Annotated in this window: 25 protein-coding genes and 1 tRNA gene; 15 read left to right on the top strand and 11 right to left on the bottom strand. The window is 65.5% G+C overall.

The features are described 5' to 3' along the window. The first annotated feature begins 88 nt into the window (after positions 1-88). A complete protein-coding gene (locus tag IPL79_04595; protein ID MBK9070267.1) occupies positions 89-2,590 on the top strand; it encodes a protein kinase in 2,502 nt (833 codons plus the stop codon). Here the strand turns inward: IPL79_04595 and IPL79_04590 are convergent. The 4 genes from IPL79_04590 to IPL79_04575 are packed head-to-tail and all read right to left on the bottom strand — an operon-like array spanning position 2,587 to position 6,131. Further along, positions 2,587-3,534 (bottom strand): hypothetical protein, encoded by a 948-nt coding sequence (locus IPL79_04590; GenBank protein MBK9070266.1) that lies wholly within the window; start codon positions 3,532-3,534, stop codon positions 2,587-2,589. The two genes, IPL79_04595 and IPL79_04590, sit on opposite strands and share 4 nt — an antisense overlap. Before the next feature lie 34 nt (positions 3,535-3,568). Next, complete coding sequence (locus tag IPL79_04585) at positions 3,569-4,387, bottom strand: 3'(2'),5'-bisphosphate nucleotidase CysQ (protein ID MBK9070265.1); 819 nt, start codon at positions 4,385-4,387, stop codon at positions 3,569-3,571. 8 nt (positions 4,388-4,395) lie between these two features. Next, positions 4,396-5,238 carry a MaoC family dehydratase N-terminal domain-containing protein gene (locus tag IPL79_04580; protein MBK9070264.1) on the bottom strand — a complete coding sequence of 281 codons (843 nt, stop codon included), beginning with the start codon at positions 5,236-5,238 and terminating at the stop codon, positions 4,396-4,398. A 47-nt stretch (positions 5,239-5,285) separates the two neighbouring features. Continuing rightward, complete coding sequence (locus IPL79_04575; protein ID MBK9070263.1) at positions 5,286-6,131, bottom strand: HAD family hydrolase; 846 nt, start codon at positions 6,129-6,131, stop codon at positions 5,286-5,288. 104 nt (positions 6,132-6,235) lie between these two features. Here IPL79_04575 and IPL79_04570 point away from each other — a divergent pair, with 104 nt between their 5' ends. Together IPL79_04570 and IPL79_04565 are read left to right on the top strand one after the other, a co-directional pair. After that, the gene (locus IPL79_04570) at positions 6,236-7,378 is read left to right on the top strand and encodes a hypothetical protein (protein ID MBK9070262.1); all 1,143 of its coding nucleotides are present in this window, start codon (positions 6,236-6,238) and stop codon (positions 7,376-7,378) included. A gap of 79 nt (positions 7,379-7,457) precedes the next feature. Beyond that, positions 7,458-7,531, top strand: a tRNA-Met gene (locus tag IPL79_04565). A 471-nt stretch (positions 7,532-8,002) separates the two neighbouring features. On the opposite strand, the gene purN is transcribed toward IPL79_04565, so the two are convergent. Continuing rightward, complete coding sequence (gene purN, locus IPL79_04560) at positions 8,003-8,584, bottom strand: phosphoribosylglycinamide formyltransferase (GenBank protein MBK9070261.1); 582 nt, start codon at positions 8,582-8,584, stop codon at positions 8,003-8,005. 3 nt (positions 8,585-8,587) lie between these two features. Continuing rightward, entirely contained in the window at positions 8,588-9,622 is a 1,035-nt protein-coding gene (locus IPL79_04555) for a phosphoribosylformylglycinamidine cyclo-ligase (protein MBK9070260.1), read from the bottom strand. A 47-nt stretch (positions 9,623-9,669) separates the two neighbouring features. On the opposite strand from IPL79_04555, the gene IPL79_04550 reads away from it, so the two are divergent. Both IPL79_04550 and IPL79_04545 read left to right on the top strand, forming a co-directional pair. Then, on the top strand, positions 9,670-10,350 hold the full coding sequence (locus IPL79_04550; GenBank protein ID MBK9070259.1) for a hypothetical protein: 681 nt from the start codon (positions 9,670-9,672) through the stop codon (positions 10,348-10,350). Positions 10,351-10,396: 46 nt separating this feature from the next. Further along, complete coding sequence (locus IPL79_04545; GenBank protein ID MBK9070258.1) at positions 10,397-10,993, top strand: Crp/Fnr family transcriptional regulator; 597 nt, start codon at positions 10,397-10,399, stop codon at positions 10,991-10,993. A 272-nt stretch (positions 10,994-11,265) separates the two neighbouring features. On the opposite strand, the gene IPL79_04540 is transcribed toward IPL79_04545, so the two are convergent. Then, the gene (locus IPL79_04540; GenBank protein MBK9070257.1) at positions 11,266-11,574 is read right to left on the bottom strand and encodes a hypothetical protein; all 309 of its coding nucleotides are present in this window, start codon (positions 11,572-11,574) and stop codon (positions 11,266-11,268) included. A gap of 193 nt (positions 11,575-11,767) precedes the next feature. Here IPL79_04540 and IPL79_04535 point away from each other — a divergent pair, with 193 nt between their 5' ends. Together IPL79_04535 and IPL79_04530 are read left to right on the top strand one after the other, a co-directional pair. After that, positions 11,768-12,637 carry an acetyl-CoA carboxylase carboxyltransferase subunit beta gene (locus IPL79_04535; protein MBK9070256.1) on the top strand — a complete coding sequence of 290 codons (870 nt, stop codon included), beginning with the start codon at positions 11,768-11,770 and terminating at the stop codon, positions 12,635-12,637. After that, the gene (locus IPL79_04530) at positions 12,618-13,940 is read left to right on the top strand and encodes a bifunctional folylpolyglutamate synthase/dihydrofolate synthase (protein MBK9070255.1); all 1,323 of its coding nucleotides are present in this window, start codon (positions 12,618-12,620) and stop codon (positions 13,938-13,940) included. The genes IPL79_04535 and IPL79_04530 overlap by 20 nt, the downstream gene beginning before the upstream one ends. On the opposite strand, the gene IPL79_04525 is transcribed toward IPL79_04530, so the two are convergent. Further along, positions 13,937-15,187 carry a serine hydroxymethyltransferase gene (locus IPL79_04525; protein ID MBK9070254.1) on the bottom strand — a complete coding sequence of 417 codons (1,251 nt, stop codon included), beginning with the start codon at positions 15,185-15,187 and terminating at the stop codon, positions 13,937-13,939. The genes IPL79_04530 and IPL79_04525 overlap by 4 nt on opposite strands. Positions 15,188-15,267: 80 nt before the next feature. Here IPL79_04525 and trpE point away from each other — a divergent pair, with 80 nt between their 5' ends. The 7 genes from trpE to trpA are packed head-to-tail and all read left to right on the top strand — an operon-like array spanning position 15,268 to position 21,945. After that, positions 15,268-16,827 carry an anthranilate synthase component I gene (gene trpE / locus IPL79_04520; GenBank protein ID MBK9070253.1) on the top strand — a complete coding sequence of 520 codons (1,560 nt, stop codon included), beginning with the start codon at positions 15,268-15,270 and terminating at the stop codon, positions 16,825-16,827. Then, the gene (locus IPL79_04515) at positions 16,808-17,416 is read left to right on the top strand and encodes an aminodeoxychorismate/anthranilate synthase component II (GenBank protein ID MBK9070252.1); all 609 of its coding nucleotides are present in this window, start codon (positions 16,808-16,810) and stop codon (positions 17,414-17,416) included. Before trpE ends, IPL79_04515 begins: the two co-directional genes overlap by 20 nt. Continuing rightward, entirely contained in the window at positions 17,406-18,446 is a 1,041-nt protein-coding gene (trpD, locus tag IPL79_04510) for an anthranilate phosphoribosyltransferase (protein ID MBK9070251.1), read from the top strand. Before IPL79_04515 ends, trpD begins: the two co-directional genes overlap by 11 nt. Beyond that, positions 18,443-19,234 (top strand): indole-3-glycerol phosphate synthase TrpC, encoded by a 792-nt coding sequence (gene trpC, locus IPL79_04505; protein MBK9070250.1) that lies wholly within the window; start codon positions 18,443-18,445, stop codon positions 19,232-19,234. Before trpD ends, trpC begins: the two co-directional genes overlap by 4 nt. After that, on the top strand, positions 19,231-19,908 hold the full coding sequence (locus tag IPL79_04500) for a phosphoribosylanthranilate isomerase (GenBank protein ID MBK9070249.1): 678 nt from the start codon (positions 19,231-19,233) through the stop codon (positions 19,906-19,908). The genes trpC and IPL79_04500 overlap by 4 nt, the downstream gene beginning before the upstream one ends. A gap of 7 nt (positions 19,909-19,915) precedes the next feature. Next, entirely contained in the window at positions 19,916-21,133 is a 1,218-nt protein-coding gene (gene trpB / locus IPL79_04495; protein MBK9070248.1) for a tryptophan synthase subunit beta, read from the top strand. Continuing rightward, positions 21,130-21,945 (top strand): tryptophan synthase subunit alpha, encoded by an 816-nt coding sequence (trpA, locus tag IPL79_04490; GenBank protein MBK9070247.1) that lies wholly within the window; start codon positions 21,130-21,132, stop codon positions 21,943-21,945. Before trpB ends, trpA begins: the two co-directional genes overlap by 4 nt. A 190-nt stretch (positions 21,946-22,135) precedes the next feature. Here the strand turns inward: trpA and IPL79_04485 are convergent, their stop codons facing one another. Genes IPL79_04485 through IPL79_04475 form a run of 3 tightly spaced genes read right to left on the bottom strand, consistent with a single transcriptional unit; the run spans position 22,136 to position 23,988 of the window. Next, the gene (locus tag IPL79_04485; GenBank protein ID MBK9070246.1) at positions 22,136-22,657 is read right to left on the bottom strand and encodes a DUF721 domain-containing protein; all 522 of its coding nucleotides are present in this window, start codon (positions 22,655-22,657) and stop codon (positions 22,136-22,138) included. 6 nt (positions 22,658-22,663) lie between these two features. Next, positions 22,664-23,263, bottom strand: coding sequence for a PilZ domain-containing protein (locus IPL79_04480; GenBank protein MBK9070245.1), 600 nt, complete (start codon positions 23,261-23,263; stop codon positions 22,664-22,666). After that, positions 23,260-23,988, bottom strand: coding sequence for a polyprenol monophosphomannose synthase (locus IPL79_04475; GenBank protein MBK9070244.1), 729 nt, complete (start codon positions 23,986-23,988; stop codon positions 23,260-23,262). The genes IPL79_04480 and IPL79_04475 overlap by 4 nt, the downstream gene beginning before the upstream one ends. 159 nt (positions 23,989-24,147) lie before the next feature. On the opposite strand from IPL79_04475, the gene IPL79_04470 reads away from it, so the two are divergent. Beyond that, on the top strand, positions 24,148-24,942 hold the full coding sequence (locus tag IPL79_04470) for an aminotransferase class IV (GenBank protein ID MBK9070243.1): 795 nt from the start codon (positions 24,148-24,150) through the stop codon (positions 24,940-24,942). Positions 24,943-24,949 lie beyond the last annotated feature (7 nt).

The following is a 24,949-nucleotide window of genomic DNA, read 5'->3' as shown; positions in this document are numbered from 1 at the left end:
GGGCTGAGCTACCTGAAAAACTTAGATTTAGGTGCATCCTTTAGCCTCTAGCGTCGCAGAGGGACAACGTCTCGGAAAGTACGAGATCGTGCGTCCGCTCGCCACCGGCGGGATGGCCCAGCTCTATCTCGCGCGCATCGCCGGCATCGGCGCGTTCGAGCGCTACGTCGTGGTCAAGGTGATCGTGCCCGGGCGCGCCGCCGACGCGATGGCGATCAAAATGTTTCTCGATGAGGCGCGCCTCGCGGCGAGCCTGCACCACAATAATATCGCACAAGTCATCGAGGTTGGTGCGGAAAATAATTTGCACTACTTCGTCATGGAGTACGTCCACGGGCAAGACCTGCGCGCGATCCTAGCGCGCTGTGGCGAGACCGGCCGGCGCATCCCGCTCGAGCTGGGCCTGTTTATCGTCGCGGCGGCGGCGGCGGGGCTGCAACACGCCCACGATCGCAAGGGGCCCGACGGCATGCCGCTGAAGATCGTCCACCGCGACGTGTCGCCGTCCAACGTAATGATCGACTACGACGGCGCGGTGAAGATGGTCGATTTTGGCATCGCCAAGGCGTCCGAGCGCTCCGCCGAAACGCAGGCGGGCACCATCAAGGGCAAGTTTGCGTACATGTCGCCCGAGCAGTGCCGCGGCCTCGAGCTCGATCGGCGCAGCGATATTTTCGCGCTCGGCATTATCTTGTACGAGACCACCACGCAGCAGCGCGCGTTTCGCGCCGACAGCGATTTCGAGACGATGCAGCGCATCGTGCACGGCCGTTATCGCAAGCCGACGTCGCTGTATCCCGACTTTCCGCTTGGGCTGCAGGCAATCATCGAGCGTGCGCTCGCGGTTGATCCCAAGGCGCGATACCAGCACGCGGGCGAGCTCGCCGAGGCGATCGAGCAATTCGCCGTGGGGGAGCGCCTGGCGCTATCGTCGCGGTCGATGTCGCGATTCATGAAAGAGCTGTTTGGCGAGGTGCCTGAGCCGTGGATCGGGCATCGCGCGGCCTCGGCGCCCGTGCTCGCCCCGCCGCGCGAGTACACCGTATCCGACGCCGAGGCGCGGGCGCTGCGCTCGTCGCAGGCGCCCATCAACATGGACATGGATACCGAGGCCGACGATGGCCTCGATATGGACGCGCCGACGATGCCCGTGCCGCTCACGCGTGAAGGGCGCGTCGACGAGGCGCAGCTCGAAAAGAATCGCCGCCGCGCGAGAATTGATCAGCTGGTGACAAGCCCGCCGTCGGCGCCGCTTGCCGCCGTGCCGACCCGAGTCGATCCGCCGCGCCCGGTCGATGACGGCGATACCGAACGCCAGCCTAAGGGCGCGACCACGAGGACCGCGGGCGGCGCCATCGCGAGCGCGGGACCCGTGCGGCTTACCAAGCCGGTCGCGGATGTCGCGAGCGTCGTGCTTGAGCCGCAAGGGGGCGCGCCGGCCGAAAGGCCTGCGCCTGCCGCGAGTAAAAAAATGCCGATGCCGATCGCGCCCGCGACGGCCGGCAAGACGGCGGCGGTCCCGGTCGCGCCAGCGCCGATTGCGGTGCCTCGCCTAGCATCGACCGGATCGACAGTGCCGCCACCGTTCGCATCGCCGGCCGCACCGCCTGCTGTTTCGCCTGCTGTGGTACCAGCCGCCGCAGCGTCCCTTGTTGGCAAACGCCCGGATACGCGTCAAGGCCATTTCGCGCCACCACCGGGTGCAACGCCGACGGCCGATGCGGCCACGGGCTCGCCCGCTGCCAATGTCACCAGCGCCGACATTGGCGCTTCAACGTCGCCCGCCGTGGTCCCCCCGCCGCCATCGCGACCGGCTGCGCCTGCGGTTTCGGCAACCATCCCAACGGCACAGCCTGCCGCAAGCTCGGCGCCTACGTCGTCAGTGACCGACCTCGTGCTGGGACTGCCCGCCGGGATGTCCAGCGAGCCGGTGCACGTCGCGGCGCTCGGCGGCCAGGAGTTGTCGGAATTAGCCGTGCAACGCCCCGCAACGTTTTCGGCGGACACGAGCAGCGCGTTCGCCAAGCAGTTGCGTCCAAGCCGGCGGTCGCTATGGTTGTGGCTCGCGATAGCAGCGGTTGCCGTCGTCGCCGTGGGATACGCCGCCTTTGGCGGTGGCGGTAAAGACCAAAATGGGCGCGGCGCTATCATCGATGCCGGTGGAGCGCTGCAGCTACCGGATGCGGCCTTGCCCGTTGACGCCGCGATCGCGATCACGCCCGACGCGCAAGGTGCCGTGCCCCCCGTCGACGCACCTTCGGTCGATGCGCCGGTTGTAGATACGCCTAAGACGCGCGTGGTGCGCATCACGTCAGTGCCCAAGGGCGCACAAGTCTATGTCGGTCGCAAAAGAGTTGGGAAGACGCCGCATGAGCTAACCGTCGGGGTTAACGAGGCGTTCACCGTGACCTTGAAGTATTCGAGATATCGCGATGAGGTGGTTGAGATTGCCGCGGGCGAAACTAGCCAACACGTGAAATTAGACAAGAGGTCGAGCTCAGGGCCTGGACGAACCACGACGAAACCTGGAGATCCATGTGCATTTGGTACTCCCTCGTGGAACGCCATGGCGTGCAAAAAGAGCCGCTAGAACGTACCGACGAGCACCGCCGAGACGCCGCCCTCGGCATCGATCGAAGGCACTAGCGTGACCGACGTGCGCCCCGCCTTGGCTTGCTTGTGGCCTAACCAATACAGCACCACGCCGCCGGCGAGCGCCGCGCCGCCGATGGCGCCAAAAATAAACCCGCGCCTGTTGTAGAGCTTGCCCTTGGTGTTGAGGTCGTCGGCCCGTTCCGTGTCTTTGCAATCTGCATCGGCAGCGCAGGCCGCGGAATCATCGGCCAACTGGCCGCCGCGATAGATGCCGTAGTAGCCAGCCACGGCGCCGGTGCCCAGGCCAGCCGCCGCAAGGCCTATACCAAGCAGCTTCTTGGTACGCCCTGGGCGGGCCGGGGTGCGGGGTTTCGTCACTGGCACTTTCACATCGGGCTTGCCGAGATCGGGCTTATCCAGCGGCGGCTTTTCGACGTCGGGATCGTCGCTTTTAGCCCAGCTTGGGTTCTTGGTCTCAAGCGCCAGCTTGCGCTCGATGGCCAGTGCCGTGTATTCGCCTGCCTGTTGCTCGGGAGGCAACGCGGCGCCCGCCTCAAGATAGCCTGCGTAATATAGGTAGGCCGCGCGCTCGTCTCCAGCCTCAATCGTGGCGACCGCGTCGTTGACCGCGTCGACCAAGGGCGACGTCGGCAGCCGCGCATTGAGCAGCAGATAATGGTGCAGCGCCTTCGTCGGCTCGCTGGTGCGCTCAAAACACTGCGCGAGGTCGAACAGCACATAGTTGTTCTGGGTCAGCGCCAGCGCCTCGGCAAACTTGGGCAGCGCCGCCGCGCAGTCGCCTTTATCTTTTTCGGCCTTGGCTTTGTCGTAAAGCGCTTCGCCCTTTTTCTGGTCCTTGCGGCTCGGCTGCGCCGTCGCCACCAGGGGGCCGGCCAGCAGCACAAAGATGGCGGCCCACGCGGTGGTTCGCAGTTGCATGCCTAGCAGGGTAGCAGACCGGCCGGCATCTTAGCTACTTGCGAGCGAAGAGGGGGCGCAATTTCGCGACGACCTCGGCGTGGATGTGCCCATTGGACGCGACCAGGCCCTCGCGGAGGGCCAGCTCGGGCGCGGCGTAGGACAACATGGCTGGGGCCAGCGTCGACAGCTCGCCCCCAGCGCCGCGTAAAATTGCCTCGGGCGCGCATGTATCCCACAGCCGACAACGCGGCCGCGGATTGACGTAGAGATCAAACTCGCCGCAGGCAATGAGGCACAGCTTAAGCCCGATGGAGCCAATGTTGAACTCATGCTGCACCGCCAGCTCGTCCTTGACCGCGTCGACATCCGCCGTGCGCCGCGACCGCGATGCGACCAATCTGGCATCGCTGGCCTCGGCCACGGTCGAGACCGCGAGGATCTCACGCCGCGCGCCGGGGCGTTCGCGATAGGCGCGGCCCTTTACCGTGTAGTACATATTACCGGTCGTCGGCTGATACACCGCGCCGAAGGCTGGATGGCCGGCGATGGCGAGCCCGACCATGATCGTAAAGCCGTCGCGCCCGCTGACGTAATCGCTGGTGCCGTCGATCGGGTCGATGTACCAGATGCGATCGCCGCCACGGCCCGCAATCTCATCGACCGCCTCCTCGCTGACAATGCGATCGTCAGGAAACAGGCGGTGCACCTCGGCCATCAGCTGCGCTGAGGCCTCGAGGTCGGCGTTGGTGACGACATCGCCGGGGGACTTTTCGCGTTGCGTAAGTCCCGCGTCGCGCATCGCGATGACGCGCGCTCCGACCTCGCGCATGGTGGCGAGCAAGACGGCCTGAGACGTCGGCGTCAGCGGCATAGCGCAGCTTACGCCGCCGCGATCGTGGCGGTGCTGTGCGAGAGCACGGCCTTACCATCTTGGTTTTTGACTTGCACCGCAAACGTGCCGTCGCCATTTGCCCAGCCCTCGGTGGTTAGCGTGTCGCCGGGAAACACCGGCGCCGCAAAGCGCGCGCCAAACGAGGTTAGCTTGGCGACGTTGCCGCCCGCAGCGTGGCGCAAGACGGCGCGCCCCGCGATGCCGTACGTGCACAGCCCGTGCAAGATCGGCCGTGCGAAACCGACCTGGGTCGCGAACATGGGCGAGATGTGCAGCGGATTGTAGTCGCCCGAGAGGCGATACAGCGCCGCCTGGTCAGGCGACGTCGTCTCGGTTACGGCAAAGTCGGGCGCACGGGTTGGCAGCTCGCCGCTGCCAGCATCGGGACCGCGTTCGCCGCCAAACCCGCCGGCGCCACGAATGAAGATCGAAAATTTGTTGGTAAATAGCGGCTCGCCCCGCTCATCCGTGGTGTCAGCACGCACCACCGCGAGCGCGCCCTTGCCCTTGTCGAAAATGCCTTCGACCACCGCGCGGGTCTCCAGCGATCCGGACGGCGGAATGGGACGCAGCAAATTGATCGCTTGCTCACCGTGCACGACCATCGCCATGTTGGCGCCGAGGCGGCCACACACCGAGAGCATCGCCGAAAACGACGGCACCACCGCAAACGTCGGCAGCACCTTGGGGCCGTTCATTTCAAAGAGAAAGTCGAGCTCGGCGGCGGTGGTGGCGCCGACCCCGAGCGCGTAGAGCACGCAATCCTTCCACGCATACTTATGTGTCAGCGGATCGGATGGTTTGCCAATGAGATCAAAATTGAGCGCCATGGCGCATGCTTAACATGCGCGTGGGCGCCGTGCCATGGGGCGGCGCCTTAGGCGAGCTGCCGCAGCGCCGCCGCAACCTCGGGCAGCGAGCGCACCACTTGCCCGCGGGCGTGCGCGCTGACGTAGGCGATCTCGTAGGGCGGCGTCGCGTGATTTGCCATCAGGATCACCCGCGCGCCCATCGCCAGTGGCATGGCGAGGTCGAGCTCGAAAATGTCGCCCACCACCACGAGGTCCGCAAACGATTCGTTCGCCGCCGCAAGCAAGCGCGACAGCACGTCAAAATACGACTTGCGTCGCAGCAAGATGGGGCGCGCCAGGCCTGGCATGGTTAGCGCTTCGGGCATCGCATCCGCCTTCGGTACCACGACAAATTTTCCCGCATCGCCGACCACGCGCGGCGTCAGCCACGCGACCTCGCCGCTGCCCCCGTCGAGCTCGGCGATCTTGCCGCAGACATGGGTGGTGTTGGAGTTGGTGACGACATGCACATTTTGCGCGCGCAGGCCGGCGAGGAGCGGCCGCGCGCCGTCGCGAAACACCGAGCGCGTTTTTTCGTAGTTGTAGCGATACAGGACCGAGCGCAAGAGCGGCTCGCGATCGCTGGCGGTCTTAAAGGCCCCGTAGTGATCAAAAATGGCATCGGCGACCAGGGCCATGCGCAGATAGGGGTCTACCGAGGCGGGCGCCACCGCATAGCCGCCCCAATAAAACGCGTGGTCGCTCGGTCGGCTGACAATATCGGCGATCACCGCCTCCGAGCGCGCCGCAACCTCGGCGTCATCGGGCGATTTGCCGACCAAACGTGCGATATCTTCCAAATAGCCGCGCACAAACGGCGCGCCCTCCGCCTCGGCGTCAGTTAAGGTGCCATCGAAATCGAAAACAATCACGGCGGCAGGCTAGCACAAGCGGCGCGGGCGGGCGGCCGCGATCGCACCCACAATCAGGCGCGCGCGCGTTGCCGCACCCGCGCAAATGCCGCTAGTGTCGGGCCATGAAGCATTTGGCGGCATGGCGGTTGGCATGGCTTGTGAGCTGCGGCTTGGCGGCGGCCGCTTGCAACCAGGCAGGGACCGAGCCGCCGCCCCCGCCACCAACGCCATCGATATGCGGCAATGGCGTTATTGAGGAGCCGGAGCAATGCGACGACGACGATACCATCGGCGACTTGACGTGCGATAGGTGGTGCGAGCTCGCGTGTGGCAACGGCACCGTCGACGACGGCGAGGCCTGCGATCCGGTGACCGGTGCTGGTTGCCCGACGACCTGCGACGACGGCGACCCGTGCACGCTCGACGCGGTCGCCGACGTCGACTGCCAGTCAGCATGCCTACACACCGCGGCGAATACGGAGGTCTGTTGTAGCAGCGGCAGCTCGGTCGGCTCGCCCGCGTGCGAGTCCACGGTGTATGCCTATCGTCTGACGTCGTTTAAGCTGCGCGATCCGCACGCGTTTATCGAGCTCAGCGTTTGTAGCGACATTACCGATGTCGGCTCGCTCGCGATCAATCGCCAGTATGCTGACAACATTAACGAAGACAATGACAGCGACGGCTATCTCGACTACTCGCCGGTGCTCCTACTCGAAGCTGCCCCGATCCTCGCGACGGCGGGCGACGAAATTGCCATGCATTTTAACTTCGCCAATTGCATCGCCGGCGGCGCCTGCTCGCCGAGTGGCCTCGACATTGCCGCGCCTGCGATCGTGGTGGCCAGTGGTACCTGCCTCGACATCGACGAAGGCACGCTTGGCGGCTATACACCGGGGCTCGTCGAGCCTGCCGCCGCTTGCATCGTCAGCACGCCGACCACCGCCTCGCTGTCGCTGGGCGGCATTCCGCTGGTGCTCGAGCAAACGCAAATTTCAGCGACGTTGGTGGGAGACCCCGCACAAGGCATGATCAATGGTGTGATTCGGGGCTTTCTTACCGAGGCCACGGCCGACGCGACGGTCATTCCGCTCAGCCTGCCGCTCGTCGGTGGCAAAAAACTCTCGATCATGCTGCCGGGCGGCACGCCTGGCAACGGGAAAAACTGTGCGCTGCACGACGACCGCGACACTTATGACGGTCAGCTGGGCTGGTGGTTTTACGTCAACTTCACCGCCGTCCGAGTCGACTGGCTAGTAGCTCCGTAATACTTTATTTGCAGGCAGTCCTTGACGCCTCAGGGCCGCCATGGCATATCGCAGCTCTCAGCTCGTCTGAGCACCTTATTGCGGGGTGGAGCAGCCTGGTAGCTCGTCGGGCTCATAACCCGAAGGTCGTTGGTTCAAATCCAGCCCCCGCTACAACAGTCGCGACCGGGTACGCGCTTGATGGCCAGTGCGATGCGAATCGCCAGACTTGCCATGCCGCGGGCAAGGGCGCGCTTGCCGCCACGGCGCGACCCATCTTTGGCCTTGCGATGCGGCGTCCCAACAGCCAGCGCCAGCTGTGCACGCGACCTGCGTTTCGGTATTGTAACCGGCAATGCCAATTGATTCGGCATTAGTAGAATGTTTTGCCCTTTCGGGGCGCGTTCAAATACCGGGTACAAACCGGGTACATGCTGACTTCGGGTTTTGTTCTTTCCTGCATGTCCGGCCCATCAGCTCCCCGCCCGGGCCCCTGGAAAGCCCGGGGCGGGGGACGCTGCAGAAAGGCTGCTAAACCAGATCTTGAGCGAGAGTGTCGAACTACTGAGCGCCGGGGCGCTGGCTATTTACAGCCGCGCCCGGCGCCTATTGGAACGAGTAAGTGAATGAAATCGAAGCGGGCGCCTACGTTGCTGCCGCGAGGCGTGTGATCACTTCGCACAAAAGTGGCGCTTCCTGCGCAGCGATGCGGCGGTGAAGTGAATCGGGGGTGTCGCCGGGCTCGATGGCGACGTGCCGCGAGGCGATGGGCGCGCCGGTGTCCATGCCGGCGTCGACGAAGTGCACGGTGCAGCCGGTGGTGGGCACGCCGGCGGCGAGGGCTTGCGCGGGCGCGTCCATGCCGGGAAAGGCTGGCAGCAGCGAGGGGTGAACGTTAATGGTCGGGCAGGCGATGCCGTCTAAGAAGGTGGAAGTCAGCAGACGGCGAAAACCAGCGAGCACTACGAGGTTCGGACGGTAAGGCGCCATCGCGGCAAGCATCGCGGTTTCATACGCGGCGCGATCTGGGTAGTCGCGATGCGGCAGCACGAGTTGTGGGCACGTTGGCGTGAGCTGCGTTGCGAGCGCGCGCACCGGCGCGTCGGGCACGTTGACGACGAGGCAGGCGAGTTCAAAGCGCGACGGCTCGGCGGCGCAGAGTTCGACTAGCGCGGGCAGCAACGTGCCTCGTCCGGACGCCAACACTGCGAGCTTAAACGGGCGCATTGGCTATCCGATAAATTGCACGGGGTCGCCGCCATCGCGAGGCACTAATTGCCCAATGCGCCGCGCGCCGTGCGGCGCAAGCGCCGCGAGTGCCGCGGCTTCGTCGCCGGAGCGCACAGCGATCACCATGCCGACGCCGCAATTAAACGTCCGCAACATTTCGTGGGCGTCGACACCGGCCGAGGCGATGAGATCAAAAATCGGCGGCGTTGGCCAGCTGCTGCGCCTAAACGCAAACGCCAGCGACGCGTCGGCAAACATGCGCGGCGGGTTCTCGATAAGCCCACCACCCGTGATGTGCGCCGCGCCCAAGAAACTAACGCCCGCGGTTGCGAGCGCGGCAAAGGCCTTCGTGTAAATGAGGGTTGGCTCCAGCAGCGCATCGGCGACGGTCTGGCCGCCGAGCTTTGCCGGCGTCGCATCGAGCGGTAGACGCAAGACCTCGAGCAAAACCTTGCGTGCCAAGGAATGGCCATTGGAATGCAGGCCCGACGAGGGCAGGCCGAGTACGACATCGCCGGCCTGCAAGTTCGCTTGCGGCCGAATCTCGTTGCGCTCGACCACGCCGACGCAAAAGCCGGCCAGGTCGTATTCGCCGTCTTGATACATGCCGGGCATCTCGGCGGTTTCGCCACCGACCAGGGCGCAGCCGGCCTGTTTGCAACCATCGGCGATGCCGGCGATGACGTCTGCGGCAACGTCGACCGAGAGTTTGCCGCTGGCAAAATAGTCGAGAAAAAGCAGCGGCTCGGCGCCGGTGACTAAGAGGTCATTGACGCTCATGGCGACCAGATCGATGCCAATCGTGCGATGCCGGCCGGTGGCAAAGGCGGTCTTGAGCTTGGTGCCAACGCCGTCGGTGCCGGTCACGAGAATTGGCTCGCGGTATTTCGTCGGGATGCTGGCGAGCGCGGCAAAGCCGCCGATGCTGCTGAGCACCTCGGGCCGCATGGTGGCCTTGGCGAGCGGGCCGATGCGGTCGACGAGCCGACCTCCGGCGTCGATGTCCACGCCCGCATCCTTATACGAAATCGACATGCGCGCAGTGTCCCATACGTCGCCCGCGCCATCCATCTTTTGACACCATGAACATTGCGTCCTACACTTCGCAGATGGCGGTTGATGCGGTGATCCTAGCAGACGACGCCGCCGGCGCGCGGCGGGCGCTGGCGACGCTGCCATGGCGTCGGCTGCGCAGCACGATCCTCGTCGCCCCCGCGGGCATCGAACTTCGCGCCATCGCGCTCGACGCCGGCGCGACGTTTGTGCCGGCCGGCGCTGGCTACGGCGCCAACTGTTTGGCGGCGCTCGCCAAGTTGCAGGCCATGCCGGTCGCGCCTGACGTCGTCGTCTTTGTCCCCGCAAGCAAGCTCGCGAACGCGGCTGGCGTGACGCAGCTCATCGACGCACTCGCGGACAACACCGTCGATGTGGCGCTCGCGGTCCCGGCGGGCGGCCACATGTCGCCGACGTGGTTATTGTCGAAGTTTGTCTCCGGCGTTTATGCCCGCCGCGTGTCGTCGATTAGTGGCTACTACGCAATTGCCTACGCCGCGTTGACGGCCCTGGGCATGAGCGCCTCGGGACGCGGCTGGGACGTTGAGCTCGTGGTGCGTGCCATGCGGCTCGATCTCCGCTTGGCCGAGGTGCCGATCGCATATGGCCTCGGCGATGGAAGCGAGGGCGCGATCGCGACGCGCGTCGCCAACGCCAAGACGGCGGTGCACGGCGTCTATCACGTGCTGCGGCACCTCACAATAAAGTAGCGCGCGGGCACCAGGCCGAGGCGCCGCGCAGGTACAATTGCGTCGCATGGTCCAGCATTTTAGCAAAGTCTATGATCCAGGCTCGCAGGTCTTCGGCGAGGGCGAGCCGGGCGATTTTATGTACGTCGTGCAATCGGGCGTCGTTGAATTGCGCCGCACGATTAACGGCGTGGTGCGACCAATTGCAACCATGCGGCAGGGTGATTTTCTCGGCGAGATGGCGCTCTTGCTCGGCAGCCCTCGCACCGCCACCGCGGTCATCGTCGAGCGCGCGCAGTTGCTAGCCGTCGATAGCTCGACGTTCGAGGCCATGTTGCGCGATCGCGCCGAAATCGCGGTGCGCATGATTCGTAGCTTTGCGACGCGGCTAGCCAAAGCAAATCGCCAAATCGAATTGTTGCTCAACCCCAGCGCCAGTCACCGCGTGGCGCAGTATCTTCGCCAGCTCGCCGAAGAAAGTGAATCAAGCGATGGCAACGCCGTGTTTGTCGCGTGCGAAACGGCGTCGATCGCCGCCGCGGTCGGCCTCGACGTGCGCACCGTGGAAGACGCCATGCGCCTGCTAGGCGACGCCGGCCTCGTCGTACCCGCTAGCCACGACGAGCGCGATGGCGTGCTCATTCCCGAGATGATGTTGCTTTAGGTAGGGGCGTATCTGCGCTGACCGATAGGTGGGCGCACGTGTCTTCCTGCTCGCAGATAGGTGGAGGACCGGCAGGTGGCGCACATGTCTTCCTGCTCGCAGATAGCGACCCTCTGGGGCGCAGCGAGACGGCTGTGGTATCCACAGCCTTTGGTGCTAGCCACACCGCCCTGCAATCTATGCTCGCGGAAGAAACGTGCGCCACCTGCCGGTAAGTTTGCGCATGGAAGAAACGTGCGCCACCTGCCGGAAGGACAGCGCGCCGCGAGGGTCTAGGCGGCGGCGACGCCGTCGCGAATAGCGCACACCTTGCGCACCAGCCGGCTGAGCTCTTCTTGCTTGTTATGCACGACGACTTCAATTTCCGGCGCGAGCTGCCCTAGCTGTTGCTTGAGCGCCGTCGAGGTCGTGCCCGTGAGCAAGGTCGGGATGACCGCGACGATAAAGGTGCCGGCCCAGATTTCGCGCACGGCGTCGGTGGCGCTTTGCGCCGCGGCGACCGTAAAACCCTCCGCCTGTAAGGCGCGAACCACTTCTTCGCGCTCGCTGGTAATTTCATTGAGAACTAAAACAGCCGACATAGCAGCCTCCGCGGGCCTTGGTTAACTCTAATTATTGTCTGCGATGCCGGGCGCGTCAGCAAGGGGGCGCGCAGGCAGAACTGTGACCCCACGCGCCCGGGTGCAGCCGTCCAGGCTGCCTGGTGCCGGCGGCGGCCGGGGCGGGCAGGCCCGAGGCTTGCGCCGCCTTGGCCAAGTGCGGTATGCACCGGCGATGGCTTGGTGGTCTCGAACCGGTGGCTTGCCCGCCGACGTTGCGCCGAAAAAGTCGGTGCCCAAGGGGGTTTGGACCAAGTGCGACCGCTGCAGCGCCACCATCTATGACGCCGAGTTGGTCGCGGCAAATTGGGTCTGCCAGCACTGCGGCCACCATTTTCGCCTCGAAACCGCCCGCCGGATCGCGCTGCTGGCCGATGAGGGGACGTGGCACGAGCACGATGCCACGTTGCAGAGCCAGGACCCCTTAGATTTTCGCGTCGACGGCAAAAAATACGGCGACCTGCTGCGCGCGAGCAATCGCAAGCTCGGCCAAGGCGACGCGTATCGCGCCGGCGCCGCCAGCGTCGGCGACATCGCGGTCGAGCTTGGCGTGTTCGCGTTCGAATTCATGGGTGGCTCGATGGGATCGGTGGTGGGGGAGAAAATCGCCCGCCAATTTGAGCGCGCGCTGGCGCGGCGCGTGCCCGCCATCGTGTGTTGTGCCTCGGGCGGCGCGCGCATGCAGGAGGGCGTGTATTCGCTCATGCAGATGGCCAAGACCTCGGCGGCGCGCTCGCGGCTGCGCGAGGCGCGCATTCCCTACGTGTCCGTCTTGCTGCATCCAACGACGGGCGGCGTCGCGGCCTCGATCGCCATGCTTGGCGACGTCATCATTGCCGAGCCCGACGCGCTGATTGGCTTTGCCGGCCCGCGCGTGATCGAACAAACCATTCGCCAACAATTGCCGGCGGGGTTTCAGCGCTCGGAATTTTTGCTTGAACACGGCATGGTCGATATCGTTGTGCCGCGCAAGGACCTCAAGGCGACCATTGCGCGCACCCTGCGCTGGTTCGCAGACGTGCCAAATGGCGCCACGCTCCGCTGACTACGCCCATGCGCTCGGGGGGCTGTTTGCCGCCAGACGCTTTGGGGTAAAGCTTACGCTCGACGGGTTGCGTGCGTGCTTGGCAAGGTTGGGCCATCCCGAGGCGCAGCTCGGCGCGATTGCGCACGTCGCGGGGACCAACGGCAAGGGGTCCACCGTTGCGATGCTCGCCGGGCTGGCGCGCGCGGCGGGGGTGCGCGTCGCGCAATACACCTCGCCGCATCTGGTGACCGTCCGCGAACGCATCGTGGTGGACGGCGTGCCAATCAGCGAGGGCGACTTTGTCGCGGCGCTTCGCGCAGTGCACGCCGCCGGGGGCGCGGAGCTGACATTTTTTGAACAACTCACCGCTGCCGCGCTTTGGTATTTTGCGCAGAGCGCGCCCGAGCTGACCATCCTTGAGGTCGGCCTTGGTGGCCGAGGCGACGCGACCAATGTCATCAATGGCCACGCCGCGGTCTCGGCCGTCACCGGCGTCGCGCTTGATCATATGGATGTGCTCGGCGATAGCTTGGCCGCCATCGCGCGCGAGAAGGCGGGCATCTTCGCACGCGGCGGCCACGCTATCATTGGCGGCGCCGGCGACCCGGCGGCGGCTCCCGAGCTAGTTGCCTGCGCCCAGCAAGCGGGCGTGGCGCACGTGACGCGCGTCGGCGCGGCCGAGCTGCTCATGCTGCCGCGCGAGCTCGCACTCATCGGCCCGCATCAGCGTCAGAACGCAGCGTGCGCGGTTGCCATTGCCAATGCTTTGGCGCTGGGCGCCTTGCCCACGCTCGCGAAGGGCAGGGGTGGCGACGGCGTTTGGCGCGCACTTGCAAGCCCGCAGTGGATGGTGCACCCGGGCCGCTACGAGCGATGCCGGTGGCGCGGCACGGCGGTCATTCTCGACGGCGCACACAATCCAGATGGTGCGGCGGCCTTGGCGATCGCGCTTGCGGCGGATGCGTCGATCGCGCGCGCCGCGCCGCGCGTGCTGGTGTTTGCCGCCAGCGCAGATAAAGATCTCGCAGGCATCGCGCGGCCGTTGGTGGCGTGGGCGACGGAGGTCATCGGCACAACGTTTAGCAATGACCGCGCAGCCTCTGCGTTAGCCGCCGCCGCGGCAGGTCAAACCTCGCGCCACGAGGCGGCGATGCGCGCCGCGCTCGATGCGGCGGCCACGCTCGCGGGCCCTGGTGGCACCGTCGTTGTCGCTGGCTCGCTGATGGCCATCGGCGAAGCGCGCGCGCTGATACTTGGGCTAACACCGGATCCAATTGCCATAAGCGATCCGCGTGCGGGCACCAAGCCGGCCGCGACCTAAAGGCCTGGCGCGGGAAATGCCGCGCAAAACTCGCGCACCGCGCCCGCGATCTTCGCATGTAAGGCGGCATTGGTTGGCTCTGCGACCACCTCGCCGATCCACCGCCCGATGTGCGCCATCTCGGGGGCCTTCATGCCGCGGCTCGTCACCGCCGCCGTGCCAATGCGGATGCCAGAGGGGTCAAACGGCTTGCGCGGGTCAAATGGCACCGAGTTGTAATTGAGCACGATGCCAGCCGCATCAAGCGCCTTGGCCGCTACCTTGCCCGGGACTTGTTTGTTGGTGAGGTCGGCGAGGATGAGATGGTTATCGGTGCCGCCCGTGATGAGGTCAAAGCCTTGCTGCGATAGCGACGCCGCAAGCGCCTTGGCATTGGTCACGATTTGCGCGGCATAGTCGCGAAAGGCCGGCGTCGCCGCTTCGGTGAGCGCCACCGCGAGGGCCGCGGTGGTGTGGTTGTGCGGGCCACCTTGCAAGCCCGGGAACACCGCGCGATCGATGGCCTTGGCATGGCCTTCCTTGCATAAGATCATCCCGCCGCGCGGGCCGCGAAGGGTCTTGTGCGTCGTGCTCGAGACGACATCCGCGACGGCGACCGGCGAGGGGTGCGCCCCGCCCGCGATGAGCCCCGCAATGTGCGCAATATCTGCGACAAAGATTGCGCCGACGCTGCGCGCAATCTCCGCATAGGCCGCAAAATCGATGGTGCGTGGAATCGCCGTGCCACCGGCAAAAATCAGCTTGGGCTTTTCCCGCTTGGCGAGGTCGGCTACTTCGTTCATGTCGACCAGCCCGGTGTCCTTGCGCACGCCGTACTGCACCGCGCGGAAAAACGAACCGGTGATCGAGACGTTCCAACCGTGCGTGAGGTGTCCCCCCGCGGGCAGCGCCAGCCCCATGATCGTATCGCCCGGTTTGCAAAACGCATACAGCACGGCGAGATTGGCGGGCGATCCGGAATAGGGCTGCACGTTGGCGTGCTCGGCGTGAAACAACGCCTTGGCGCGATCAATCGCGAGTTGTTCAATTTGGTCTATGTTCTGCTGGCCTTCGTAATAGCGCTTGCCGGGATAGCCCTCTGAATACTTGTTGGTCAGCACGGTCCCCGAGGCCTCGAGCACGGCAGTCGAGACATAGTTTTCCGAAGCGATCAGCCGAACCTTTTCGCGCTGCCGCCTTTCCTCAGCGGCAATCAAGGCGGCGATGGCCGGATCCGTTGCGGCGAGCGATCCTGCGGTTGGTTGCATGGGCGGATTGTGCCCGCGAAAACGCAGCTCCGCAAGGTCAACACCCGCGCGCCGGGGCCATTGTGCGGTACACTTTTTCCATGCAAGTGCCGAGCAAGGAAGAGTTTGTCGAGCTGGCGGCGCACGGCAATCTCATCCCCGTCTATCGCGAGGTGGTTGCTGACGATCTGACGCCCGTCGCGGCGCTGCACGCCTTGGGGGCCACCACCAGCTGCGAGCCAGCGCCCCCATTTGACCGCGGCCATCGCTTCCTCCTTGAATCGGTGCTTGGCGGCGCGCAATGGGCAAATTACTCATTTGTCGGCGGGATGCCTCGGGCGTCACTTCAAGTATCCGGCACCTCAGCGGTCGCGACCTGGCGCGATATTGAATCAGGCGGCGGCGTCCGCATCTCGACCTCCACGGTGGCCGATCCAACCGATGCGCTCGCCGCCATGCTGCGCGAATTTCAGCCGGTCTCGGTGCCAGGCCTGCCGCGCTTTTGGGGCGGCGCGGTCGGCCATATCAGCTATGACTGCGTGCGCGCCTTTGAACGCTTGCCGGCGCGCGCGCCGACGGATCTTCCGGTGCCCGATCTTCGCTTTATCTTTTCGGACATCGTCCTGATCTTCGATCACTTGCGGCAAACGATAAAAATTGTCGCGACCCCGCTAGTAAAAAATCGCGCGGCTGCGGCCGCAGCCTATGATTTGGCCTGCGAGCGGATCGAGCGCGTGTGGCAATTGCTGCGCACGGTGCCGCGCCTACCGCCCGTCCTGCCACCCTCCCGCGAGGTCCCCGCGGTCGCCTGGACCTCGAGCTTCGCGAAGCCCGATTATCTCGCGGCGGTCGGCCGCATCAAGGAATACATTCGCGCCGGCGATGCCTTTCAGGTCGTCCTGTCACAGCGCTTGGCCGCGACGCCGCAGGGTGTGAATCCGCTCGATGTGTATCGCTGTCTGCGCCTGGTGAATCCCTCGCCCTATATGTATTACCTTGAGTCGCCGGAGTTCACCATTGCGGGTGCGTCGCCGGAAACCTTGGTGCGCTATGAAGGCCGTGAGATCGCGGTGCGGCCGATTGCCGGCACCAGGCCGCGCGGGGGCACCGCGGCGCGGGATGCCGAGCTTGCCGCGGAGTTGCTCGCCGACCCCAAGGAGCGCGCTGAGCATTTGATGCTCGTCGACCTGGGCCGCAACGACGTCGGGCGCGTTTGCGTGCCAGGGAGCGTCGAGGTGACCGAGCTCGCGGCGATCGAGCAGTATTCTCATGTGATGCACATGGTCTCCAGCGTGCGTGGCACGGCGCGCCCGGACGTAACGTGGCAGGACGTGCTCCGTGCGACGTTTCCAGCCGGCACGCTTTCGGGCGCGCCCAAGATTCGCGCGATGGAAATAATCGACGAACTCGAGCCCCATCGACGCGGCGTGTTTGGCGGTGCCGTGGGCTACGTCTCATACGATGGCAACATGGACGTCGCCATTGCCATCCGCACGCTGGTTTCGCTGCAGGAGCGCATGTATGTCCAGGCCGGCGCGGGCATTGTCGCGGATTCGGACCCGGCGGCCGAGTATCAAGAAACCATCGACAAGGCGAGCGCGGTGTTTCGCGCGCTGTCGCTGGCCGAGGAAGGATGCCGCGATGCTGCTGCTGATCGATAATTACGATTCGTTTACCTACAACCTCGTGCAATATTTTGGCGAGCTGGGCCAAGAGGTGCGCGTGGTGCGCAATGACGAAATCGCGGTTAATGACATCGCCGCTATGGCGCCAGCGTATCTCGTGATTTCGCCGGGCCCCTGCAGCCCCAATGAGGCGGGCATCTCGCTCGACGTGGTGACGGCGTTTGCCGGGCGCATTCCGCTGCTCGGGGTTTGCCTTGGTCACCAGTGCATCGGTCAGGCCTTTGGCGCACAAATCGTGCGGGCGGCGCAGCCCATGCACGGCAAGACCTCGCGCGTGTTTCATCAGGAGTCGGGGCTCTATGCCGGCCTGGAAAACCCACTTCAAGTCATGCGCTATCACTCGCTCGTGATCGATCCAGAGTCGCTGCCCGAGACCTTGGAGATCACGGCCAAGACCTGGGGCGATGAGATCATGGGCGTGTCGCATCGCGGCTTTGCAAGCACGGCTGCGCCCTGCGAAGGCGTGCAGTTCCATCCCGAGTCCATCATGACGCCAGCCGGCAAGCAGCTGCTCGGAAACTTTTTGGCAAGCGGCAGGCCAGTCGCGGAGCGCCGTGTCGGCTGAAACGCTCGACCGCCTGTGCGAAGGCTGGGTGCCAGGCGGCCCCGACATGCAGCGCATTGTTGGCGACATGATGCAGGGCAGGTGGCCGTCGGCGCAGACCGCCGCGCTGCTGGCGCTTTTGCGGCGCAATGGCGAGACGGCGGCGCAGCTCGCCGGGGCCGCCGCCGCGATGCGCGCCGCGGCGACGCCGATTTCATTTGCCTCGCAGCATCTCGCGGTCGACACGTGCGGCACGGGTGGCGACGGCAAGGGATGGCTGAATATCTCAACCACCGCGGCCCTCGTCGTCGCGGCCATGGGTGTCCCCGTGCTCAAGCATGGCAACCGCGCGCAGTCGTCGCGCTCGGGCTCGGCGGACGTGCTGGCCGCCTTGGGGGTAACCATCGATCTTACGGCGCCGCAGGTCGTTCGCTGCGTCGAGGCTTGCGGGCTAGGCTTTGCGTTTGCGCCCGCCTTTCACGGCGCGACCAAGCATGTTGCACCCGTCCGCCGAGAAATGGCGATCCGCACGCTGTTTAACTTGCTTGGCCCGCTGACCAATCCCGCGGCCGTGCCCTATCAAGTCGTCGGCGTGTTCGCGCCGAGGTGGCTCGACCTTGTTGCCGATGCGCTCGTGTTGCTGGGCGTCACGCGGGCGTATGTCATCTCGGGCCACGACGCGTCCGATGAAATCGCCGTCGATGGCGCAACCCATGCGCGCCTAGTCGAGCACGGCCAGGTTGCGACGCTAACACTTGCGCCCGAGCAATTTGGCCTCTCGCCGGTGGCCGCGAGCGGTCTGGCTGGTGGCGACGCAGCGTACAACGCGCAGGCTTTGACGGCGCTGCTCGGCATGGGCGAGACGTGTCCCGATGAGCTTCGCGCCTATTTTCATGCAACCGCGATGACCGCCGCGCTGGCGTACGCGGTGGCAACTGGCCAGCGCGATTTGGTCGCGGCGACGTCGCTCGCGACGCGGGCCATTTGCGGCGGCGACGCCAGGCGCGTGCTTGACGCCTTGATCGCGACGAGTCGCGAGGTGGCGGCATGAGCATCTTGCAGAGGATTATCGCGCACAAGCAGCATGAGCTCGCCGAGGCGCAAGCCGAGGTGCCATGGCCAGAAATCGTAGCGCTCGCCGAGGCGGCACCGCCCGCGCGCGATTTTTGCGCCGCGCTTAGGCGGCGCGACGGGGCGATTGCGATCATCGCCGAAGTTAAGCGAGCCTCGCCGTCCGCAGGTTGGATCGCCCAGGATGCCGACCCGAAATGGGTTGCGACGCGCTACGCCGCGGCGGGTGCCGACGCCATTTCCGTGCTCACCGACGAAACCTTTTTCGGTGGGCATCCGTCGTTTTTGCCGGCCATTGCCGAGGTTGCGGCGATTCCGCTGCTGCGCAAGGATTTTATCATTGATGAGTATCAGGTGTACCAAGCCCGCGCTCTCGGTGCGGATGCCGTGCTGCTGATCATCGCCGGGCTCGCGGCTGACCAATTCGCGGCGCTCGCAAAGCTCATCGCGGCGCTAGGCATGACCGCCTTGGTAGAAGTGCACGACGGTGACGAACTCGACGTCGCGGTAAACGGCGGGGCCAACCTCATCGGCATCAATCATCGCAATTTGTCGACCATGCAGGTCGACATGTCGCTGGGGGAGCGCCTGTTGCGTCGCCTGCCCAAAGAGGTCACGGCCATCGCCGAGTCTGGCATTGCGACCCATGCAGATCTCCTGCGCATGCAGGCGCTTGGGTTTCACGCGGCGCTGGTCGGCGAATCGCTGATGCGCAAGGTCGACCCCGGAGCGGCCTTGCATGCGCTGCGCACGGGTGAGCTGGCGTGACCCTGGTCAAGATCTGCGGCGTCACGACACCGCTCGACGCCGCGGCGATCGCGCACGCGGGCGCGGATTTTGTCGGCATCAACTTTGCGCCGCGCTCGCCGCGGTTAATTAGCGCCCGGGTCGCCGACATCGTGGTGAATGCGGCGCGCGAGGCCGCGACGACGGCGGGGTCCACGCTGCGCGTCGTCGGCATCTATGTCGATCAAGAGGTAGCCGCGATCGTCACGCACCACCGCGCCGGCCTGATCGATATTGCGCAGCTTCATGGTGACGAGTCGCCCGCATGTGCCCGCATGCTCGTCGACGCGGGCGTGCCGGTGTGGAAGGCGTGCACCCTGCCTTCACTTGCGGCGATGCCATCCGCGGCGTGGCAAGCCGTCGGCGTCGGTGCGCTCGTTTTGGACGCGGCCGTGACGCAAGGTGCCGTGCCAGGCGGCACCGGACAGGTCATCGACTGGATGCAGGCGCGCGCCGTGATCGCGTCGTCAAGCTTGCCTGTCGTCCTCGCGGGCGGCCTACAACCCGGCAACGTTGGCCTCGCCATCGCGCAGGCGCAGCCGTGGTGTGTCGACGTCGCCTCAGGGGTAGAGCTCGCGCCCGGGCACAAGGACCTCGCGAAGGTGTCCGCATTTGTGCAGCAGGCGCGCCGCCGCGGCACCCCGAACATGCCATGATGCGCCCATGCATGAGCCCAAGCCGGTAGGGGAGGCCACGCCTGGCCGGTACGGCGCCTTCGGTGGCCAATACGTCGCCGAGACCTTGATGCCAGCGCTGCATCAATTGACCAGCGCGTGGAGCGCCGCCAAGGCCGACCCCGCATATTGGCAGCTCTACGATCGATATCTCCGCGATACCGTTGGTCGGCCCTCGCTGCTGACCGAGGCCCCGCGGCTCAGCGAGGCGCTCGGCGCGCGGCTGCTGCTCAAGCGCGAAGATCTAAATCATACCGGCTCGCACAAGATCAACAATTGCATCGGGCAGGTGCTGCTCGCTAAACGCCTCGGCAAGACGCGCATCATCGCCGAAACCGGGGCCGGCCAGCATGGCGTCGCAACGGCCACGGTATGCGCCATGTTCGATTTGCCCTGCGAAATCTATATGGGCGCGCGCGACGTCGAGCGCCAACAACTCAATGTCTTGCGCATGCGCATGCTAGGGGCGACCGTTCACGCCGTCGCCGCAGGCAGCGCCACGCTCAAGGACGCGCTCAACGAGGCGCTGCGCGACTGGGTGACCAACGTCGGCCACACCCACTACATTATCGGCTCGGTGGCGGGCCCCCATCCGTATCCGGAAATCGTGCGCGACCTGCAGGCGGTCATTGGTCGCGAAGCACTTGAGCAAACGCGCCAGCTCACCGGCGACCTGCCTGATGCCGCGGTCGCCTGCGTGGGTGGCGGCTCGAACGCCGCCGGGCTCTTTGCGCCGATGGTGCCCCATGGCGAGATTCGCCTGTTTGGCGTCGAGGCCGCGGGCGATGGTCTCGACACCGACCGGCACGCGGCGACAATTTCGCGCGGGGTGATCGGCGTGTTGCACGGCGCCAAATCGCTCGTGCTCTGCGAGCGCGAGGGCGCCGCGATCGGACAGATCATCGAACCGCACTCGATTAGCGCAGGCCTCGACTACCCCGGCGTTGGCCCGGAGCACGCCTATTGGCACGCCACCGGGCGCGTGACCTATTTGGCCCGCACCGACGCAGAGGCCTTGGCGGGCATGTCGCAGCTGGCGCGTCTCGAAGGCATCTTGTGTGCGCTTGAGAGCGCGCATGCGGTGGCCGCCTTGCCCGATGTCATTGCCGCGGTTGGTAAAGGTAAACCCATCGTCGTTAACATCTCGGGGCGAGGCGATAAGGATATGCACACCGTCGCGGCGCATCTCGCGAAGGAGTCCGCATGAGCGACGTGCCCGCCGGCGCCGCGCGCCTCCGCCACTGCTTTGCCTCAGCCCACGCAAGCGGCCGTGCCGCGCTGATCACGTATCACACGTTTGGCTATCCCACGGCGGCCGTTAGCCTTGAGTGCGCGCTTGCCGCCGCACGCGCCGGCGCGGATATTATCGAGCTTGGCGTGCCTTTTTCCGATCCCAGCGCCGATGGCCCGGTGATCGTTGCCGCCATGGAGCAGGCCCTCGCGGCCGGCGCATCGCTGCATGGCGCGCTCGCGGGCGCGGCGGCGATCGCCAAGGCGAGCCCGCAGACCGGCATCGTGCTCTTTGGCTATTACAATCCAATTTGGATCATGGGCCCGTCGGTGTTCGCGAGCGCGTGTCGCGACGCGCGCGTCGACGCCGTGCTCGTCGTCGATGTGCCGCTCGAGGAACTCGACGAAATTTCGCGACCGCTCGCAGCGCACGGCGTTGGCTCGGTGCCGCTGCTGGCGCCTACAAGCGGCCTTGATCGCGCGGCCATGGTCGCGTCGCGTAACGCGGCCTTTACCTACTATATTTCGATGGCGGGCGTCACCGGCGCTGCTGCGGTGCCGGTATCACCGGCGCGCATTGCCGACTTGCGCGCGGCGACAAATGGGCCGGTTGCGGTCGGGTTTGGCATCAAAACGCCGAGCGACGTTGCCGCGCTCGCGCCCCACGCCGACGGCGTGGTCGTTGGGTCACGCTTGGTCGCGGAAATTGGCGCCGGCGACCCTGCCACCGCCGCCGCCCGCACCGGCGCCTTAGTTACCGCACTCGCGGCCGCGACCCGTCGAACTTAGGCCGCGGGTGTCAGCGGCGCGCTATCGTACCGGCAGGTGGCGCACGGTTCTTCCGCGAGCATAGATTGCAGGGCGGTGTTTGTGGCACCGACGGATGTGGATACCACAGCCATCTCGCCATGCCCCGCAGGGGCGCTATCTGCGAGCAGGAAGACATGTGCGCCCACTGCCGGGTACATAGGGACGCCACCTAGCGATCAATGCGTTTGCGCAGATCGGCAATTAGCGCGCGCAGTTGAGGATCTTCGACAATGGCTGCCTCGCGGTCGATTTCAGCTGCGCGCGCGGCCGAGGCTGGTGCGAGGCGTCTAACCGGCAGGGCGGGGCGTCCGGTTGGCCTCACGGAGTTCGCTAACAAATCATCATCGCTGGCGCGTCGGCTGCCGAGATGAAAACGGAGCTCGTCAAATAGGCTCGGTGGCGGCAAGGCGGCGATCAGCCCCGCGAGGAGCTGGCCCTTAAGCAAGGTCAGCTCGTGCAGCCACGCTGAGCTCGCGACCCTCACCCACAGCACGCGCCCACTCAGGCCATCGGGCCAGGTTCGCTTGGCGATGCGATCGCCGACCAGCTGCGGCCACTGCACAATGATCTGATGCGCGCTCAGCTCTTCGGCTAAGCGATGGCTGGCAATCACCTCGGCGATGACGTCGTGACAAGACGCGACCTCTTTACGCCGCGGCGCGGCCGGAGGAGGTCGTTTAAGGCGGGCCACGTGCTGTTATAGCGCGGCGATGATGCGGCGCAAGACCTCGGAGATGCGCAACGCGCCATCCGACGTCTTGGTAATGAATTGCGCCCCCGTGATCCACTGGCCGTGGCGATCGACGCGGCGATGGACTAGCTTGGCGGCCACCGAAATCGGTAGCCCGTCGCCAGGCGATGGAATCTCAAGCATGAGCGTCGTGACATCGGCTGGCAGTTGCCCCAAAAGCGCCGCCCCGCCGAGGCTAATATCCTTGGTGAAAAGCGCCACGGTGCGCCCCTCGAAATGCGCCAACACCGGCAAGGTAACCGGCAGGCGGTCGTGACGCCGCCTGACCATCGGCTTGCCGCGCTTGGCGGCGGCGTCGAAGGCCTCGATTTTTTCGATCATCATGCCGTCGAGTGAAACCCACACGCCGGCGCGCTGGCGTTGCCGTGGTCTGGCGGCTTGTACCGACGTCACCGCCACCGCGATGACCAGGCTGTTTGGCCACGACTTGTTGGTAAGCGCTAACAAAAAACGTTCGGCAACGCCAAGGCGCTGCGTGGTGGCGATGAAGAGTGGGGCCTGCAACGCGCCAGCCAACTCAAGGTTGCGCACGACCACCTGCTTCATGAGGCGCCCCTGCGCAGCGTGCGCCGCAGGTGCCATACCTTCACGATTGCCTCGGCGGCGATGCTGGCCGTCATCTTGGACGTGCCTGCCTGACGCTCCTGGAACAAGATGGGCAACTCAACCATGGTGAGGCCGAGCTTCGCCGCACGGGCCTTCAGCTCGATCTGAAAGCAATAACCATTCGAAACGATTTCGTCCGCGACCAGCCTAGCCAAAGCGGCGCGTCGGTAGCAGACAAAGCCCGCGGTGAGATCGCGGATGGGCACCCCAAGCAGCGTGCGCGCATAGAGGCTGCCCGCGCGGGAAAGCCATTGCCGACGGCGGCTCCATGCCACCGTGCCGCCACCGGAGACCCATCGCGACCCGATTGCGACATCGGCGCCGTCGCGACAAGCGGCAATCAGGGCTGGTAGGCGCGTCGGGGGGTGGCTGAGGTCTGCATCCATTTCGCAAACAAAGCGCGCCCCGTGGTAGTGCGGCGCGTGCAACGCGTCGGCAAATCCTGCCAAGTAGGCCGGGCCGAGCCCATTTTTTTTATGGCGATGGCGTACGGCGATCCGCGGTTCGCGCGCCGCCATCTGATCGAGCAGCACACCCGTACCATCAGGTGAGGCATCATCGACGAACAGCAGCGCGCAATCAGGCGCCGCGCTCAGCACCTGTGCCGCAAAGGCCTCAACGTTTTGCCGCTCGTTATACGTCGGCGTGATGACCACGGTTTCCATATTCCTGGTCTGTTCATCATGCCATAGAGTCCGAGCGATCCGTGGGATTCATTGGTTTCCGCGGCGCGTGAGTATGATCTGTCACTTTTTCCGTAATCGAGCTTACAGATCCTTGGCATTCGCATCGCCTGTGCGCATCGGCACGTTATGATGACCTCCATGGCGTTGTTCCGTGACGGTGAACCGAGCCTTCGGCGGATGCCTCGGGGCGGCGTGTTCACCACGTTGCGCGCACAGCGCGGCCGCGCCGTCGACGGCACGGCGCATGCCGCGAGGCTGGCGTCTCACGCGGTCGAACTTGGGCTGAGCCCGCCACCGGCGGCGCACATTGAGCGCGTGCTGGCGCGTGTTGCCGCGGCGACGGCGGGCGACGACGACCTCAGGTTGCGCGCCGTCATCGCGGCCGCTCCCCACGACCAGCAGGTGTGGTGCGAGGCGATCGCCGCGGACGCGGCTTTGAACCACCAAGCCGCGCCATGGCGCTTACATCCGGTCGCCTGGCCGCGTTCGCCGCGGTCGCATCTAAAGCAAGCCGAGCGCCGCGAGATGGCCGGAGCGTTCGCGGCCGCGGCGGCCGTCGGTGCGGATGATGCGCTGCTTATCGGGCCCGACGGCGAATGGCTCGAAACCACGCGCACGGCCATTATTGGGGTGCAGGGGCGTTCGCTCATAATCTCCGATAGCCATCACATTTTGCAAAGCGTTGGGCGCCGTCGGCTCATCGAGCTTGCGAGCGCTGCAGGCCTTGACGTGCAGCAGCGTCGGCTAGACGCCGAATCCATGGCGGCCTGCACCGAATGCCTCGCGGTCAATAGTTTTCGTGGCGTGCTCGCTGTCGGATGGTGTGGTCAAACCAGCTGGCCGGCCCCGGGCGTTGTCACGACGGAACTTAAGGCGCGCTACGCGGCGTTTGTGGCCCACTTCAATTTTGCAACGGTCCCGGAAGCCCTATAATTTAGGG

Source organism: Myxococcales bacterium, from assembly GCA_016716835.1.
In the GTDB taxonomy this organism is placed as follows: Bacteria; Myxococcota_A; Polyangia; order Haliangiales; family Haliangiaceae; genus JADJUW01.
This window is presented reverse-complemented; position numbering and strand designations above follow the sequence as displayed.